At 67.5% G+C, this 16349-nt stretch carries 15 protein-coding genes and 2 tRNA genes; 7 read left to right on the forward strand and 10 right to left on the reverse strand.

Features of this window, described 5'->3' with window-relative positions:
• The first annotated feature begins 20 nt into the window (after positions 1-20).
• The 3 genes from MVA01S_RS02890 to MVA01S_RS02900 all read left to right on the forward strand — a co-directional run bounded on the left by MVA01S_RS02890 (position 21) and on the right by MVA01S_RS02900 (position 4565).
• Positions 21-2333, forward strand: coding sequence for an FdhF/YdeP family oxidoreductase (locus MVA01S_RS02890; protein ID WP_003928375.1), 2313 nt, complete (start codon positions 21-23; stop codon positions 2331-2333).
• Positions 2334-3170 (forward strand): formate dehydrogenase accessory sulfurtransferase FdhD, encoded by an 837-nt coding sequence (gene fdhD, locus MVA01S_RS02895; RefSeq protein WP_003928374.1) that lies wholly within the window; start codon positions 2334-2336, stop codon positions 3168-3170.
• A gap of 78 nt (positions 3171-3248) precedes the next feature.
• Positions 3249-4565 carry a glycosyltransferase gene (locus MVA01S_RS02900; protein ID WP_003928373.1) on the forward strand — a complete coding sequence of 439 codons (1317 nt, stop codon included), beginning with the start codon at positions 3249-3251 and terminating at the stop codon, positions 4563-4565.
• Between the two features lie 46 nt (positions 4566-4611).
• Here the strand turns inward: MVA01S_RS02900 and clpX are convergent, their stop codons facing one another.
• Together clpX and MVA01S_RS31215 are read right to left on the reverse strand one after the other, a co-directional pair.
• Positions 4612-5892 (reverse strand): ATP-dependent Clp protease ATP-binding subunit ClpX, encoded by a 1281-nt coding sequence (clpX, locus tag MVA01S_RS02905; protein ID WP_003928372.1) that lies wholly within the window; start codon positions 5890-5892, stop codon positions 4612-4614.
• Between the two features lie 404 nt (positions 5893-6296).
• Positions 6297-6608: a hypothetical protein gene (locus MVA01S_RS31215; protein ID WP_003928371.1), complete on the reverse strand. Its 312-nt coding sequence runs from the start codon at positions 6606-6608 to the stop codon at positions 6297-6299.
• A 137-nt stretch (positions 6609-6745) separates the two neighbouring features.
• Here MVA01S_RS31215 and MVA01S_RS02915 point away from each other — a divergent pair, with 137 nt between their 5' ends.
• A complete protein-coding gene (locus MVA01S_RS02915) occupies positions 6746-7189 on the forward strand; it encodes a TIGR03618 family F420-dependent PPOX class oxidoreductase (RefSeq protein ID WP_003928370.1) in 444 nt (147 codons plus the stop codon).
• Positions 7190-7279: 90 nt separating this feature from the next.
• Here MVA01S_RS02915 and MVA01S_RS02920 read toward each other — a convergent pair whose 3' ends face one another.
• The 4 genes from MVA01S_RS02920 to MVA01S_RS02935 all read right to left on the reverse strand — a co-directional run bounded on the left by MVA01S_RS02920 (position 7280) and on the right by MVA01S_RS02935 (position 10226).
• Positions 7280-7951: an ATP-dependent Clp protease proteolytic subunit gene (locus MVA01S_RS02920; protein ID WP_003928369.1), complete on the reverse strand. Its 672-nt coding sequence runs from the start codon at positions 7949-7951 to the stop codon at positions 7280-7282.
• Positions 7948-8619, reverse strand: coding sequence for an ATP-dependent Clp protease proteolytic subunit (locus MVA01S_RS02925; protein ID WP_081528944.1), 672 nt, complete (start codon positions 8617-8619; stop codon positions 7948-7950). Before MVA01S_RS02925 ends, MVA01S_RS02920 begins: the two co-directional genes overlap by 4 nt.
• 54 nt (positions 8620-8673) lie before the next feature.
• A complete protein-coding gene (tig, locus tag MVA01S_RS02930) occupies positions 8674-10104 on the reverse strand; it encodes a trigger factor (protein WP_003928367.1) in 1431 nt (476 codons plus the stop codon).
• A 48-nt stretch (positions 10105-10152) separates the two neighbouring features.
• Positions 10153-10226, reverse strand: a tRNA-Pro gene (locus tag MVA01S_RS02935).
• 135 nt (positions 10227-10361) lie between these two features.
• On the opposite strand from MVA01S_RS02935, the gene MVA01S_RS02940 reads away from it, so the two are divergent.
• A tRNA-Gly gene (locus MVA01S_RS02940) sits at positions 10362-10435 on the forward strand.
• 54 nt (positions 10436-10489) lie between these two features.
• On the opposite strand, the gene MVA01S_RS02945 is transcribed toward MVA01S_RS02940, so the two are convergent.
• The 3 genes from MVA01S_RS02945 to MVA01S_RS02955 are packed head-to-tail and all read right to left on the reverse strand — an operon-like array spanning position 10490 to position 13399.
• Positions 10490-11413 (reverse strand): alpha/beta hydrolase, encoded by a 924-nt coding sequence (locus tag MVA01S_RS02945; protein ID WP_003928366.1) that lies wholly within the window; start codon positions 11411-11413, stop codon positions 10490-10492.
• On the reverse strand, positions 11410-12051 hold the full coding sequence (locus tag MVA01S_RS02950; RefSeq protein ID WP_003928365.1) for a TetR/AcrR family transcriptional regulator: 642 nt from the start codon (positions 12049-12051) through the stop codon (positions 11410-11412). Before MVA01S_RS02950 ends, MVA01S_RS02945 begins: the two co-directional genes overlap by 4 nt.
• On the reverse strand, positions 12029-13399 hold the full coding sequence (locus MVA01S_RS02955; protein ID WP_003928364.1) for a flavin-containing monooxygenase: 1371 nt from the start codon (positions 13397-13399) through the stop codon (positions 12029-12031). Before MVA01S_RS02955 ends, MVA01S_RS02950 begins: the two co-directional genes overlap by 23 nt.
• A 304-nt stretch (positions 13400-13703) precedes the next feature.
• Between MVA01S_RS02955 and MVA01S_RS02960 the strand changes: the two genes are divergently transcribed.
• Together MVA01S_RS02960 and MVA01S_RS02965 are read left to right on the forward strand one after the other, a co-directional pair.
• Positions 13704-14132, forward strand: a complete 429-nt coding sequence (locus MVA01S_RS02960; RefSeq protein ID WP_003928363.1) for a hypothetical protein — start codon at positions 13704-13706, stop codon at positions 14130-14132.
• Positions 14133-14275: 143 nt separating this feature from the next.
• Complete coding sequence (locus tag MVA01S_RS02965) at positions 14276-15079, forward strand: MBL fold metallo-hydrolase (RefSeq protein ID WP_003928362.1); 804 nt, start codon at positions 14276-14278, stop codon at positions 15077-15079.
• Between the two features lie 126 nt (positions 15080-15205).
• Here the strand turns inward: MVA01S_RS02965 and MVA01S_RS02970 are convergent, their stop codons facing one another.
• Positions 15206-16081, reverse strand: coding sequence for a hypothetical protein (locus MVA01S_RS02970; RefSeq protein WP_003928361.1), 876 nt, complete (start codon positions 16079-16081; stop codon positions 15206-15208).
• Between the last annotated feature and the right edge of the window lie 268 nt (positions 16082-16349).

Genomic DNA, 16349 nt, shown 5'->3' on the forward strand with positions numbered 1-16349 from the left:
CCGGCGGTTAGATTGGAACGATGGCCACCGCGAAGGACGTCGACGCCGACTACAGCGAGCTGGACATGGAGGTCGGGCCCGCCAAGAGCGAGGCCGCCGGCGTGAAAGCCGTGCTGGTCAGCATGCAGCGCGCACTGTCCCAGATGGGCCCGGTCCGCACGGCGGCAACGCTGGCCAAACTCAACCAGCGGCACGGCTTCGACTGCCCCGGCTGCGCCTGGCCCGAAGAGCACGGTGGCCGCAAACTCGCCGAGTTCTGCGAGAACGGCGCCAAGGCCGTCGCCGAGGAAGCCACCAAACGCGTGGTCACCCCGGAGTTCTTCGCACGCCACACCATCGCCGAACTCGACGCCAAACCCGAGTACTGGCTGTCGCAGCAGGGCCGCCTGACCCACCCGATGGTGCTGCGGCCTGGCGACGACCACTACCGGCCGATCGGGTGGGATGACGCCTACCGGCTGATCGCCGACGAACTCGCAGCGCTCGACGACCCCAACCAGGCCGTGTTCTACACCTCGGGCCGCACCAGCAACGAGGCCGCGTTCCTCTACCAACTGTTCGTGCGCAGCTTCGGCACCAACAACCTGCCGGACTGTTCGAACATGTGCCACGAATCCTCCGGGACCGCACTCATCGACGCGATCGGGATCGGCAAGGGATCGGTCACCGTCGAGGATCTCGTCCAGGCCGACCTGATTCTGATCGCCGGCCAGAACCCCGGCACCAACCACCCCCGGATGCTCTCGGTCCTGGAGAAGGCGAAAGCCAACGGCGCCAAGATCATCGCGGTCAATCCGCTGCCCGAGGCCGGCCTCATCCGGTTCAAGGATCCACAGAAGGTGCACGGCGTGGTCGGCGACGGTGTGCCCATCGCCGACGAGTTCGTCCAGATCCGCCTCGGCGGGGACATGGCGCTGTTCGCCGGTCTGGGCCGGTTGCTGCTGGAGGCCCAGGACAAGGCGGGCCCGGACGTCCAGATCGTCGACCGCGACTTCGTCGACAGGCACACCGCGGGTTTCGCCGAGTACGAAACACGCACCCGCGCAGTCGACCTCGACACCGTGCTGGAAGCCACCGGCATCGGACGCGAGCAGCTCGACCGTGTCGCTTCGATGATGGCGACGTCGCAGCGGATCGTGGTGTGCTGGGCGATGGGACTGACCCAGCACAAGCACGCGGTGCCGTCGATCAGCGAGATCTCCAACGTGCTGTTGATGCGCGGCATGATCGGCAAGCCGGGCGCAGGCCTGTGCCCCGTGCGTGGGCACTCGAACGTGCAGGGTGACCGCACGATGGGGATCTGGGAGAAGATGCCGGAGCGGTTCCTCGCCGCCCTCGACGCCCGGTTCGGCATCGCGTCCCCGCGTGACCACGGCTACGACACCGTCGACGCGATCCGCGCCATGCGGGACGGCAAGGCCACGGTGTTCATGGCGATGGGCGGCAACTTCGTCTCCGCCACCCCCGACACCGCGGTCACCGAGGCCGCGTTGCGCAATTGTTCGCTGACCGTGCAGGTGTCGACGAAACTCAACCGCAGCCACCTCGTGCACGGACGCACAGCGCTGATCCTGCCGTCGCTGGGCCGCACCGACCGCGACATCCAGGCGACCGGCAAACAGCTGGTCTCGGTCGAGGATTCGATGTCGATGGTGCACCTGTCCCGCGGGAGCCTGCGCCCGCCAGGAGACCACGTGCGCAGCGAGGTGGCGATCGTCTGCCAGCTGGCCCGCACGGTGTTCGGCCCCGACCATCCGGTGCCGTGGGAGACGTTCAACGCCGACTACGACACCATCCGGGACGCGATCGCGACCGTGGTCCCCGGCTGCGGCGACTACAACCGCCGGGTCCGCGAGCCGGACGGGTTCCAGCTGCCGCACCCGCCCCGCGATTCGCGTGAATTCCACACCGCGACAGGAAAAGCGAACTTCGCCGCCTATCCGATCGAATGGGTACCGGTGCCCGAGGGCAGGCTGGTGCTGCAGACGCTGCGCAGCCACGACCAGTACAACACCACCATCTACGGTCTCGACGACCGCTACCGCGGCGTGAAGGGCGGGCGACGGGTGGTGTTCGTCAACCCCGCCGACCTGGCGCGCTTCGGTCTGGCCGACGGTGACCGTGTCGACCTGGTCTCCGAGTTCACCGATGCCGCCGGCCAGTTGCAGGAACGGTGCGCGAAGGACTTCCGCGTCGTCGGGTACCCGACCCCGGAGGGCAACGCAGCGGCTTATTACCCCGAGACGAATCCGCTCGTCCCACTGGACCACACCGCGGCGAAATCGAACACGCCGGTGTCCAAGGCGGTCGTGATCAGGCTGGAGCGCAGCTAAGTGGGCCGGGTGACGGCGCGCCGCCGGGTGCACCACGTGACGACGGCCGACGTCGTCGCGCGGCCTGAGACTCTGGTGGTCGAGGAGCCGCTGGAGATCCGGGTCGACGGCAAGCCGATCACCGTCACGATGCGCACCCCGGGCTCGGATGTCGAACTCGCGCAGGGATTCCTGCTCACCGAGGGCATCGTCGGCGGCCGCGACGACATCCTGTCGGTGCGCTACTGCCGCGGCGCCACCGAGGACAGTTCCGGCTACTCGCAGAACACCTACAACGTCCTGGACGTCACTCTGGCGCCCGGGGTCCCCGCCCCGGATGTGGATCCCACTCGGAACTTCTACACGACCTCGTCGTGCGGGGTGTGCGGCAAGGCCTCACTCGACGCGGTGCGACTGATCAGCAAGCACGCTCCCGGTGACGACCCGGCGACCGTCAGCGCCGAAACCCTGGCGGGGATGCCGGGCAAGCTGCGCGGCGAACAGAAGGTGTTCGCCGCCACCGGAGGCCTGCACGGCGCGGCGCTGTTCGGCACCGACGGCACCGTGCTCGTGGTGCGTGAGGACATCGGCCGGCACAACGCCGTCGACAAGGTGGTGGGATGGGCGCTGGAGAACCGGCGGATCCCGCTGAGCGACACCGTGCTGCTGGTCAGCGGGCGGGCCTCGTTCGAGCTGACCCAGAAGGCCGTGATGGCGGGCATCCCGGTGCTGGCCGCGGTGTCGGCGCCGTCCTCGCTGGCGGTCGACCTGGCCGGCCAGTCCGGGCTCACGCTGGTCGCTTTCCTGCGCGGCGACTCGATGAACGTCTACACGCGCCCGGACCGCGTCACCAACTGACCGGCCTGTCGCAGATCTCCACGGTTTCTCCACCAAACCTTCAAGCGGGCCGACCGCGGCGGCGGCGACCATCGACGCATGCCGGAAATCCTCATCGCGTCCTGCCCGTTTGTCGGGCATCTGTCGCCGCTGCTGAACGTGGCGCGCGGTCTCGTCGCCCGCGGTGACCGCGTCACAGTCCTGACCAGCGCCCGGCACGCCGACCAGGTCAGAGCGGTCGGAGCCAGAGCCTGCCCGTTGCCCCGGGCCGCCGACCTCATCGACGACTCGGCGCTCGACGACGACCTGCCCGGCCGCGCGCAGACCTCCGGCCTCGGACGGCTCAACTTCGACATCGAACACATCTTCGTCCGGCCGCTGCCCCATCAGTTCAGCGCGCTGCAGGAACTGTTGGCGACCGACCGCTACGACGCCGTGATCGCCGACGCGCTGTTCCTCGGCACCCTGCCGATGCTGCTCGACGCCGGCGCCGCGCGTCCGCCGATCCTGTCCTACTCCCCGACGCCGCTGTTCCTCACCAGCCGCGACACCGCACCCGCCGGACCGGGCATCACGCCGATGCGCGGTGTGCTGGGCAGGGTCCGCAACCGGATCCTGACCCTCGTCACGCAGAATTTGTCGCTGCGCCCCGCCCACCAGTCGGTCGACCGGATGCTCGGCGCCATGGGCCTGCCCGAGCTGCCGGTGTTCGTCCTGGACAGCCTTACGCTGGCCGACCGGGTGATCGTGCCGACGATCCCCGAGTTCGAGTACCGGCGCAGCGACCTGCCCTCCCACGTCCGGTTCGTCGGCGCGGTCACCCCGTCGCCGGCTGACAACTTCACCCCGCCGCTGTGGTGGGATCAGCTGAACAGCGGGCGGCCCGTCGTGCATGTCACGCAGGGCACCGTCGACAACGCCGACCTGACCCGGCTGATCGAGCCGACGGTCGAGGCGCTGGCCGGTGAGGACGTCACCGTGGTGGTGTCGACGGGTGGACGGCCGGTCTCCGAACTGCGATCCCCGCTGCCGCCCAACACCTATGCGTGCGAGTACTTCCCGCACGACGTGCTGCTGCCGCGCGTGGACGTGATGGTCACCAACGGCGGCTACGGCGCCGTACAGCGCGCGTTGGCTGCCGGGGTGCCGATCGTGGCCGCCGGCAGGACCGAGGACAAACCCGAAGTCGCCGCCCGCGTCCAGCACTTCGGCGTGGGGATCGATCTGCGCACCGGGACACCGACGGCGACCGAGGTGGGTCGCGCTGTGCGGGACGTGCTGCGAAACCCTACTTATCGGATGCAGGCCCGCCGGCTGCAGAGCGCCTACGCCGCCCGCGACGGCGTCACCGAGATCGCCGCGCTCATCGACGAGGTGATCGGCACCCGGGCGCCGGCGCTGCCGGAAATGCACTGAGGGCTGCCCGCTCTCATCACGGACAGCCCTCAGTGCATTCTCGGTCTCAAGCGGACTTGTCGCGCCTCTCGGTGCGCGGCGGCTTACGCGGCACGATCGTCGGCAGCACGTTGTGCTCGACGGTCTCCTTGGTCACGACCACCTTGGCGACGTCGTCGCGGCTCGGGATGTCGTACATCACCGGCAGCAGGACTTCCTCCATGATCGCGCGCAGCCCGCGGGCTCCGGTGCCACGGTGGATGGCCTGATCGGCGATCGCCTCCAGCGCGTCCTCGTCGAACTCCAGCTCCACCCCGTCCATTTCGAAGAGCCGGGTGTACTGCTTGACCAACGCGTTCTTCGGCTCGGACAGGATCTTCACCAGCGATTCCTTGTCCAGGTTCGTCACCGAAGCGACGACCGGGAGCCGGCCGATGAACTCCGGGATCAGACCGAACTTGATCAGGTCCTCGGGCATGACCTCGGCGAAGTGGTCCTGGGTGTCGATCTCGGCCTTGGACTTCACCTCGGCGCCGAAGCCCAGGCCGCGCTTGCCGACGCGGTCGGAGACGATGCGCTCCAGCCCGGCAAACGCACCGGCGACGATGAACAGCACGTTCGTGGTGTCGATCTGGATGAACTCCTGATGCGGGTGCTTGCGGCCGCCCTGCGGGGGCACCGATGCCTGCGTGCCCTCCAGAATCTTCAGCAGCGCCTGCTGCACGCCCTCACCGGAGACGTCGCGGGTGATCGACGGGTTCTCGCTCTTGCGGGCGATCTTGTCGACCTCGTCGATGTAGATGATGCCGGTCTCGGCGCGCTTGACGTCGTAGTCGGCGGCCTGGATCAGCTTGAGCAGAATGTTCTCGACATCCTCGCCGACATAGCCGGCCTCGGTCAGCGCGGTGGCGTCCGCGATCGCGAACGGCACGTTGAGCATCTTGGCCAGGGTCTGCGCCAGGTAGGTCTTGCCGCAGCCGGTCGGGCCGAGCATCAGGATGTTGGACTTCGCCAGCTCGACGGGCTCGGAGCGGGAATCGCGCGACTTCTCGCCGGCCTGGATCCGCTTGTAGTGGTTGTAGACGGCCACGGCGAGCGTGCGTTTGGCGGTGTCCTGCCCGATGACGTAACCCTCGAGGAACTCCCGGATCTCAGCCGGCTTGGGCAGCTCGTCGAGCTTGACGTCGTCGGCGTCGGCCAGCTCCTCCTCGATGATCTCGTTGCACAGGTCGATGCACTCGTCGCAGATGTAGACACCCGGTCCCGCGATGAGCTTCTTCACCTGCTTCTGGCTCTTACCGCAGAACGAGCACTTCAGCAGGTCGCCGCCATCTCCAATGCGTGCCATTGTGCTGTGGGCCTACTTCCTGTCGCCGTCGATATCCGGTCGTTTCGGTGTGCTGCACCGGGACCGTCGGGTGTATCCCCGACGCTACCCGCAGTTTCCGTCGCTGTGCGACCGATAAAGCCGAATCGCGTCGGTGGTATTCACGTGTGGTTGCGTCAACATATCGCCTGAGCCGTCCACGACGGTCGCGCAACCCGCCACCGTGTCTCTGGCGTGTCGCCGCCGTTACCCGACCGAGAGTACCTGCCAGACCGGAAGGCCACCGGGCGACCTCTTGACCTGGGATGGGATACCGAACGGAACGGACGCAGCCACGCGATGTCCGGGCGAGCTGTCATCGGCACTTTTGCTGAACGGGATCGTCGGCGCTGGTGGATCCACCGCCGCGGTGAACGGGCGGGGCGTCAGCGGGGTCCGAGCCCCCCGGGACCCATCGGACCGGGACCTACCGGTCCGGGGCCTACCGGTCCCGGCCCGACCGGACCGACCACTCCGCCGACCCCGATCGGACCGGCGGGCCCGACGACCGGGTTCGGCGGGTTCACGTACACGTTGACCGCGACGCACGTCGCCGTGACGGTGTCCCAGTACGTTCCGGCCGGGCACACCGGCTCCTGGGCCTGTGCGACCGCGGCCGTCGTGGTCTGGATCAGCACCCCGGCGACCGCCGCCGCCAGCGCGGCCAGCGTCATGCGCGACCCGATTCGCTGCGACATTGACACCCCTTACGTCAGGACGCGCGAAGGCGTCGTATTTACGTATGCGTTGATTTATCAGGGTGACACAGGCGGACGTTACGGCGATGCCTTTCCAGTCGCCCCGAACACCCTGTCTCCGCACGTACCCTGCGGGCATGACCTCGCTTCAGGACGCGTTCGCGCTGGCCCGCGACGACAACGGTTTGGCGGTGGTGGCGACGCTGCGCGCGGACCAGACGATCCAGGCTTCCCTGATCAACGCGGGCCCGCTCCCGCACCCGGCCACGGACGAACAGGTGCTGGGCTTCGTCACCTACGGGCGGGTCAAGCTGGCCAACCTGCGGGCCCGGCCGCAGATCGCGGTGACGTTCCGGCGGGGCTGGCACTGGGCCACCGTCGAGGGCACCGCCGAACTGGCCGGCCCGGACGATCCGCAGCCATGGCTGGGGACCGGCGACACCCTCCCCCGACTGCTGCGGGACATCTTCACCGCTGCGGGCGGGACCCACGACGACTGGGACGCCTACGACCGCACGATGCGCGAGCAGCGTCGAACGGCTGTGCTCGTCACACCGACGCGGATCTACGGCAACAGCTGAGACGTAGGCCAGAAACACCGCAGCGCGTGCTGCGCCGCCTCTTTCGAGGCGCGCACCACGCGCTGCGATCAGGTACTACCTGGAGAACGCTCAGCCCTTCTGGGCCGACAGCTTGCGGTACTCCAGCACCGTGTCGATGATCCCGTATTCCTTGGCCGCCTCGGCGGTCAGGATCTTGTCGCGATCGGTGTCCTTGCGGATGACGCTCGGCTCCTTGCCGGTGTGCCGCGCGAGGGTCTCCTCCATCAGCGTGCGCATCCGCTCGATCTCGGCGGCCTGGATCTCCAGGTCGGAGAACTGACCCTGGATGACGCCGCCCAGCGAAGGCTGGTGGATCAGCACACGAGCATTGGGCAGGGCCATCCGCTTGCCGGGGGTGCCGGCGGCCAGCAGCACCGCGGCGGCCGACGCGGCCTGACCCAGGCACACGGTCTGGATGTCGGCACGCACGTACTGCATGGTGTCGTAGATCGCCATCAGGCTGGTGAACGAGCCGCCGGGCGAGTTGATGTACATGGTGATGTCGCGGTCGGGATCCAGCGACTCCAGGACCAGCAGCTGGGCCATGATGTCGTTGGCCGACGCGTCATCCACCTGCACGCCGAGGAAGATGATGCGCTCCTCGAACAGCTTGTTGTACGGGTTGGACTCCTTGACGCCGAAGCTCGAATGCTCGATGAACGACGGCAGGATGTAGCGGGCCTGCGGCTGCACGCGGGGATCCAGGGACGGGTGGATAGACGAATGGATGTTGTCGGTCATTTGTCGATTCCTGCTCCCGGTCCGTCGCCGTTGATTGTCACGCTGGTGATGATGTGATCGACGAATCCGTACTCGAGGGCTTCCTGAGCGGTGAACCAGCGGTCGCGGTCGGAGTCGGCCTCGATGCGCTCGATGCTCTGTCCGGTGAACTCGGCGTTCAGCCGGAACATCTCCTTCTTGATGCTGGCGAACTGCTCGGCCTGGATCGCGATGTCCGCCGCGCCGCCGGTGATCCCGCCGAGCGGCTGGTGCATGAGGATGCGGGCGTGCGGCAGCGCGTAGCGCTTGCCCTTGGTGCCCGCGGCGAGCAGGAACTCACCCATCGAGGCGGCCATCCCCATCGCGTAGGTGGCGACGTCGCACGGAGCCAGCACCATCGTGTCGTAGATCGCCATGCCGGCGCTGATGGAGCCGCCGGGCGAGTTGATGTAGAGGTGGATGTCCTTGGTCGGATCCTCGGCCGACAGCAGAAGGATCTGCGCGCAGAGCCGATTGGCGATGTCATCGTCGACCTGAGAACCAAGGAAGATGATGCGCTCGGCCAGCAACCGCTCATACACCGAGTCGACAAGGTTGAGGCCCGATGAGGCGCCACGCATGTCAGTCACGACTGGATACCTGCTTTCTTTGTGTACTTCCGACGCGGTGACCGGTCTTACGAATGACACTAACGAACCCGCGCCGCCGGGGAGTCCCCAGACGGCGCGCGTTCGCTTACAGCATCACTTCGTGTCGTCGGCCTGCTCATCGGAATCGGGCTGCTCGTCGGAAACGTCGGCCGCGTCGGACTCGGCGTCCGCGCTGTCGGCATCGCCGGCCCCGGCCTGCTCACCGGAGGGTCCGAAGAACTCGGCGGTGTCGATCTCGTTGCCGTCGGTGTCGGTGACGGTCGCGCCGTGGACGACCGCCGCGACGGTCAGGCCGCGGCGAACGTCGGCGAACATCGCGGGCAGCTGGTTGTTCTGCTGCAGCATCTGCAGCAGCTGCTGGGGCTCCAGGCCGTACTGGCGCGACATCAGCACCAGCCGCTCGGTCAGGTCGTTCTGACCGACCTGGACGTCCAGCTTGTCGGCGATGGCGTCCATCAACAGCTGGGTCTTGATCGCCTTCTCGGCGTTGGCGCGGTTGTCGGCGTCGAACTCCTCGCGGCTGCTGCCCTGCTCCTTGAGGGTCTCCGCGAACTTGTCCTCGTCGTGGTCGAGGCCGTGGATCGCGTTGTGCAGCGTGTCGTCGATCTGGGCCTGCACGACGGCCTCGGGCAGCGGGATCTCGGTCTGCTCGAGCAGTACCTCGATCGCCTTGTCGCGGATCGCCTCGGCCTGCTGGACCCGCTTGATCCGGCTGACCTTCTCCTTCAGATCGGCGCGCAGCTCGTCGACGGTGTCGAATTCGCTTGCCAGCTGGGCGAAGTCGTCATCAACCTCGGGCAGCTCGCGCACCTTCACCGACTTGACGGTGACGGTGACCTCGGCCTCCTGGCCGGCGTGCTCACCGGCGACCAGCGTGGTGGTGAAGGTCTTGGACTCGTCGACCTTGAGGCCGATGATCGCCTCGTCGAGGCCCTCGATCAGCTGCCCGGAGCCGACCTCGTGGGACAGCCCCTCGGTCTGGGCCTCGGGCACGTCGTTGCCGTCGACAGTGGCCGACAGGTCGATGGAGACGAAGTCACCGTTCTCGGCGGGCCGGTCGACACCGGTGAGGGTGCCGAAGCGCTGCCGCAGCGACTCGATCTCGGCGTCGACGTCCTCGTCGGAGACGCTGATCGGGTCGACGGTGATCTTGAGGGCTTCCAGGTCGGGCAGCTCGATCTCGGGCCGGATGTCGACCTCGGCGGTGAAGACCAGCTCCTCGTTGTCCTCGAGCTTGGTCACCTCGATCTCGGGCTGGCCGATCGGCTGCAGCGACTCAGCGGTGATGGCCTCGCTGTAGCGGGCCGGCAGCGCGTCGTTGACGACCTGCTCGAGCACGGCACCGCGACCGACGCGGGCCTCCAGCAGCTTGCGCGGGGCCTTGCCGGGACGGAACCCGGGCAGCCGGACCTGCTTGGCCAGCTGCTTGAACGCGCGGTCGATGTCCGGTTCGAGCTCAGTGAAGGGCACCTCCACGTTGATGCGAACCCGGGTGGGGCTCAACTTCTCGACGGTGCTCTTCACGATTGGTGCTCCTCTATTACGTCTGACTCGGTGGATGGGTGTTGCCGGTCGGGGTGACAGGATTTGAACCTGCGGCCTTCCGCTCCCAAAGCGGATGCGCTACCAAGCTGCGCTACACCCCGGTCGCTGCTGCGCACGCTCGCGCGCAGCATCAGACCACCGGCGATCCTACGTCCTGGCCACGCCGAAGCCTCAATTGGATTTGAGTTAGGCGGACCCGTTACCATCTGCCGGTACTGTCACGAAGTGCAGCACACGCGGGCGTAGCTCAATGGTAGAGCCCTAGTCTTCCAAACTAGCTACGCGGGTTCGATTCCCGTCGCCCGCTCCAAAACCGCCCCGTCTCGGGGCGGTTTTTGCTGTTCACGGGGTGTTGCGGGCCTGGCTACGCGGGCTCAAGGGACCGCGGCGCCAGCACCCTGTGCAGGAAGGCGACCTGGTCCCGGACGACGCGCGGGTACCAGGGCTCCCCGGGATAGACGTCGAAGTGGTCGCAGGGGTAGTGATGCACCGTCGCCCGCATACGCGTCGCCGCCGCGGTGGCCGCGGCGGGTGGAGCGGTCCGGTCCAGGTCTGCGATCTGCACGAGCGCCGGACAGCCGACGCGCACAGCACTCGCGATCGGCCGGTACGCCCCCATCGCCAGCACCACCCGGGAGGCGAACTCGTTGCGCCAGGTGGGGCCGGCGATACCGCGCATCCCCTCGGCGGCCCCTTCGGCGGTCAAGCCGGCCAGCTCGCCAGGAGCGGCCACGATCGGAATGAGCACCGGCGGACGGCGCAACATCGCCGCCACGACGTCGCGCGCCCCCTGGGCCATTACCTTCATGACGTACCGGGGTCCGAGTGTGCGCAGCATGTGCGCCACCACGGGCAGTCCGTCCGCCGCCGGCGTCAGCGAGATGACGCCGGCCAGTTGTGCGTCCTCTGCCGCCACCCGGATCACATGTCCACCGGACAGCGACACGCCCCACGCGACGATCCGTGCCGCGTCCACGCCGGGGAGCTCACGGGCATAGGCGATCACCGCGTGGTAGTCGGTGACCTGACGGGACAACGAGACCAGTTGCCTTGGCTGTCCGGAGGATTGGGCGAAGTGCCGGTAGTCGAAGGTCACCACCTCGGCGCCGGCTCCGGCCAGCGCCTCGGCGAAGTCGAACAGCCCGCTGTCCTGGGTGGCACCGAAACCGTGCGCCATGACGACGCAGGGACGCCCCGCCGGCCCGGTCAACGCGTCCGTTGTCGCTGCGAAGCGCCGCGCCGAAATGGCTTCTCCCGCAACCGGGATCGGCATCAGGTCGATCGTCACTGGGCAACCTCTCCGAAAAGCGCTGTGTGCCAGACGTGAATGACCGCCGCACGGAGCGGGCCGACGGCCTCGAGTCCCTCCTCGGACCGGACGTAGCGGTCCAGGACCCGTTCGTTCATCGAAATCAGAGCGTGCGCGAGCGCCCTGGCGTCGGGAATGCCGATGGTGGGCTGGGCGGTGATGTAGGCACACGAGAAGTCCTCATAGCGCTGTAACCAGCTGTCCCAGACCGCTTTTGCTTCTGGATCGGTGTCGCGCGCGTCGAGCATCGCGCGGAACAGGGTGCGATGGGTGAGCCACGATTCGAAGGTGCGCGCCATCGCGTCGGCGACGATCGCGCGCGGATCACCGCCGCCGGCCAGTGACCCTTCGATGGTGAAGACGTCGTCGTGGAAGATGCGGGTCAGCAGCTCGGTCACGACCTCGTGCTTGCCGGCGAAGTAGAAATAGAACGCCGGCCGCTTCAGCCCCGCCGCCTGCGCCACGTCCGCGACGCTGATCTCGGCCAGCGAACGGGTCTGCAGCTGCTCCTCGAACGCCTCCAGAATCCGCGCCCTGCTCTCGTCGCCGCGCGGTTGCGGCCGGCGCGCGTTACGCCGGGGGGTGTGCGCCGACTCAGGCGGCACCAGCAGCCTCACGCGCCCGGCCCGCCAGTTGCACCGGCCCGTACCTCTCGACGCGGCGCCGTCCCGCGGGCAGTTCACGCTTGCGCATGTTGCGTTCGTAGTGCCAGTAGTCCACCTGCTGGGTGTGCCGGGGCTTGTCGACGAAGTGTCCGATGTACGTGCGTTCGTCGGCGGCGATGACGCGCTTCATCTCGGCCTCCGATGGCGGGCGGTAGGTGCCGGCGAGGTAGGCGGCCGCCAGTCGGGCCTGGCATTCCACGAACGGGAACAAGGTGGGCAACGCCTGGGCGAATCCGATGAAGAGCAGGTCGTCGATGCCCGGTTTGAGGATCCGTTTGTACAGCGGGAGCCGGTTGTCCGGCGCCTCGAGGAAACTGCGGTCGAAGAACGGGAACGTGATGTTGTAGCCGGTCGCGTAGATGATCACGTCGGCTTCGACGGTCGAACCGTCGACGAACACCACCGAACGTCCGTCGAGACGTTCGATGTTCGGCTTGGCGACCGCGTCCCCGGACCCGAGCCGCATGAGGAGCTCGGCGGACTGGGTCGGGTGCGCCTCGAGGAACCGGTGATTGGGTTTGGGCAGACCGTAGTTCTGCGGATCCCCGAACATCAACCGCGCGAAAGGCTGCATGGCCCGGCGCTGCCACGACAGCGGGATCACGGGCAGCGAATGCGCGATCTTGTCCGCAGTCATCCCGAAGACGTACTTCGGCACCACCCAGGCCCCGGACCGCGTTGACAGGTAAACGGTGTTGCGCCAGGACTTCTGGGACAACTCGGACACGATGTCGGCCGCCGAGTTGCCGATCCCGACGACGACGATGCGCTTACCGCGCAGATCGAGCGGTTCGGTGGGGTCGATGTACGCATGGGCGTGAATGCTCTCGCCGGTGAATTCGCCCGGGAACTCGGCGGTGCGCGGATCCCAGTGGTGTCCGTTGGCCACTACCAGGGCGTCGTAGTGCCGGGTCTGCCCGTCCTCGGTATCGAGCTCCCAGCCGCCCCGGGGCAGCCGCCGGGCGTGCTTCACGCCGTTCTGGAACTGGATACGCTCCCGCAGCCCGAAGGTGTCGGCGTACTCGTCGAGGTAGTCCTTGATCTGGGTGTGGTGCGGGTAGTCGGGAAGGTCCGCGCGCATCGGGAAGTCGCGGAAGGACAGGCAGTCGCGCGAGGTGTCGATGTGCAGCGACCGGTAAGCGCTGGAATGGCCGTTCGGATTGCGGAACGCCCAGTTGCCGCCGATCCGGTCGGACGACTCGAAGCAGTCGTATTCGATGCCGGCGTCGGCCAGGTTCTTGCCTGTGGTGAGTCCGCTGATGCCCGCGCCGATGATCGCCGCGGTGGGTGATGAAGCCATGCTGCCTGCCGTTCATGTGAGGTGGGTCACGCGAAGGTATCAGTTTTCTGACAAGTGTCAAAGAATTGGCTTCCAGGGTGTACCAGCACCCGCCGCAAGTCGACGCGGCCGGCTCCCCGTTCGCGCCGCAAGTGGCAAGCGGGGCCTGCATCGGGCACGAGGCGAGCTCTTCCCGACAGCCCCGGAGGGTGTGACGGCCTGCTGACCGCACCCCTTCAGGGGCTATCGGTGCGGGGCCCAGAGTGACACTCTGGAGATATCCGGACCCCGCTGGCCGGGGCCAGTTCTCACTGAGGAGTTACGAATGGCCGACCACCGTCTGAGCGACAAGTTCGACGAACTCTCCGACAAGGCGAAGGAGTCGGCGAGCAAGCTGAAAGCCTCCGCCGAACACGAGAAGGACGAGCTGAAGGCCGATGCCGTCGCGGCGCACCAACGTGCCGAGTCGACCACCGAGCAGTTCAAGAAGAACGTCGACGAAGCATCGGACAAGGTGGCCGCCCAATGGGACGAGGTCCGCGACAAGTGGAAGTCCCACCTGGCCAAGATGCGCTCGGAGATCGAGGAGAAAAAGGAAGAGCACGACATCAAGGCCGCCGAACGCAATGCCGACCGGGCCGAGGCCTATGCCGAGGACGCGATCTGGTTCGCCGAGAGCGCGATCGAAGAAGCCGCGGCCGCATGCCTGGACGCCGTCTACGCGCGCGCCAGCGCCGCCGCGCTCAAGTCCTGACCTACCCCGCCCCACCTACCCCGCCTCGGAAACCTTCGTCCCCGAGGCGAACCGATCGGCCCCGGACCGCGTAAACCTCCGCCCGGCGGGTAGCCCCACGTCCGATCGGCGCCGCAGGCGCTTCCGCGACAGGTGGGTGGGGAATGGACATCGACGTCACGTTCATCGGGACCGCGACCACGCTGATCCGCTGCGGCGCGATCACGGTTCTGACGGACCCGAACTTCCTGCACCAGGGTCAGCGCGCCTACCTCGGGTACGGCCTGTGGTCCAAGCGTCGGCGGCCACCGGCGCTGCACGTCGACGAGTTGCCGGACCTGGATGCGGTGCTGCTGTCGCACCTGCACGGCGACCACTGGGACCGCGTCGCCGAACGGGGGCTGGATCACCGGCTGCCGGTCATCACCACCCACGCCGCGGCGAAGACCTTGCGGCGCCGCGGGTTCGGCGATGCGATCGGCTTGTCCACCTGGGACAGCACCGCCATCGCCAAGGGCTCGGAACAGATCACGTTCACCGCACTGCCGGGCCGGCACGCACCGACGCCGGTCAACCGTCTACTGCCGCCGGTGATAGGCACCATGCTCACGTTCCGCGACGCCAGCGGCGCGACCCGGCACCTGTACCTGTCCGGGGACACCCTGCTGATCGACGAACTCGACGACATCCCGGTGCGCTTCCAGTCGATCGACGCCGGGGTGCTGCATCTGGGTGGCACCCGACTGCCCGCGGGAAACCGGTTGCCGTTCGGACTGACCGTGACGATGGACGGCCGGCAGGGCACCGAGATGGTGCGCCGCCTCGACCTGCCGCGGGTGATACCGGTGCACTTCGACGACTACGGCGTATTCGCTTCTCCCCTTGCCGATTTCATCTCGGCGATGGCCGACCAGGGCATGGCCGACCGGATTGTCGAGATCGGGCGCGGTCAGACGGTGTCGCTCTGACCGCGCCCGATCGTCAGGTTCAGCGAGGGTGGCTGGTCGAGAGAGTGTCGGCGCGGGCCACCTTGCGGCCCAGAATCACGCCGAGCCCGAATCAGCGCAACGATCGGCTCACTCTCGGGGTCGAGCTCACGCCAGCACCTGCAGTCGATCCCATGGCACCGCGGACATGGGGTCGTAGTCGCCGGTGAATCCGGCCTGCCGGTAGGTGGCCCCGATTCCATTGCCGCTGGGGTCGACTTCAAAGGCGACGTTCAGCGGTGCGCCACTGACGTCGACGACGTAGGCGCCGTAGACCTGCATGGCACGTGCGACCGCGCGAACACCCGATGGGAGCCCCAGGGCATCGATGTCGAGGCCGGGATCGAGACGTATCCGCGCGCCCTCGGGGATGCAATTGGCCCGCGCGGATGTGCCGTCGGTCGAGGTCGCCGGCGCGCGGAAGGTACGAGCGCACACGTTGTTCGTCGCTACCGCCAGCGCGTGCGGGATGACGCCTTCCTGGATCTCGGCCACCTGGATGACACCACCCAACCTTGACGCGCCGGAGCCGGTCGCTCCGCCGCCCCAACCGGATCCGTTGAGGTTGGTGATCGAACCCCACCCCGCAGTCCACCCGCCGCCTGCCGGATGCGCCCGCCACAGCTCGAAGATCTGTCCGCTCGACGCGTCGACCACCACCATCGCCGCATCCGACCCCGAACTCGACTGCGCGCCGGCGGGAATCGGGACTCGAACCCCGTCGAACGGGCACCGACCCCAGTCCTCGGTACAGCTGACGGTGCGCCCGGGAGTGCCGGCGTCCGCTTGGTAGATCGGGACACCGTAGGCGACCAGGTTCGCGTACATGGCGCCGTCGCTGGAAAGGTGGGCGACCATTGCGTCACTGTTCGGGTCGATCGCGGCGCCGCCCGGAATTGGAGTGCGGAACGGACTGCCCGGCGAGAACGGTTGCATCGCCGCCCGAGCAATCGGAGCGGAGTAGGCGACCGCTGCGATCGTCACGAAAACCGAAATGAGTGCGCCTATTCGCGCGGCGGCGACACTCCTTCTGAATCGTGGAAAAAAGCTTGCATCCAGAAGGAAATTGACCGGCTTCGCCATGTGAACTCATTTCATTCGCAAATAACAGATTCGGCGCAGGCAAATTACGTCGGTCACCCCTCGACTCCGTAACCGCTGGCTACCCCACAGCGTACGGATGTTGCCGCCCTGGCACAGGGAATCCTCAGAAACGGAAAGCCCCAGCGATCGTTCGACTCCCCCTGAGTTT

This window comes from Mycolicibacterium vaccae NBRC 14118 = CIP 105934 (assembly GCF_001552715.1).
Lineage (GTDB): Bacteria > Actinomycetota > Actinomycetes > Mycobacteriales > Mycobacteriaceae > Mycobacterium > Mycobacterium vaccae.

Bases quoted from the DNA above. Each gene is read 5' to 3' on its own strand.
- MVA01S_RS31215 (WP_003928371.1), bottom strand. From the start codon at position 6,608: ATGTCGCAGCGAATCGGGTCGCGCATGACGCTGGCCGCGCTGGCGGCG.
- MVA01S_RS02890 (WP_003928375.1), top strand. From the start codon at position 21: ATGGCCACCGCGAAGGACGTCGACGCCGACTACAGCGAGCTGGACATG.
- MVA01S_RS02965 (WP_003928362.1), top strand. From the start codon at position 14,276: ATGGACATCGACGTCACGTTCATCGGGACCGCGACCACGCTGATCCGC.
- MVA01S_RS02960 (WP_003928363.1), top strand. From the start codon at position 13,704: ATGGCCGACCACCGTCTGAGCGACAAGTTCGACGAACTCTCCGACAAG.
- MVA01S_RS02915 (WP_003928370.1), top strand. From the start codon at position 6,746: ATGACCTCGCTTCAGGACGCGTTCGCGCTGGCCCGCGACGACAACGGT.
- clpX (WP_003928372.1), bottom strand. From the start codon at position 5,892: ATGGCACGCATTGGAGATGGCGGCGACCTGCTGAAGTGCTCGTTCTGC.
- MVA01S_RS02920 (WP_003928369.1), bottom strand. From the start codon at position 7,951: ATGACCGACAACATCCATTCGTCTATCCACCCGTCCCTGGATCCCCGC.
- MVA01S_RS02955 (WP_003928364.1), bottom strand. From the start codon at position 13,399: ATGGCTTCATCACCCACCGCGGCGATCATCGGCGCGGGCATCAGCGGA.
- MVA01S_RS02900 (WP_003928373.1), top strand. From the start codon at position 3,249: ATGCCGGAAATCCTCATCGCGTCCTGCCCGTTTGTCGGGCATCTGTCG.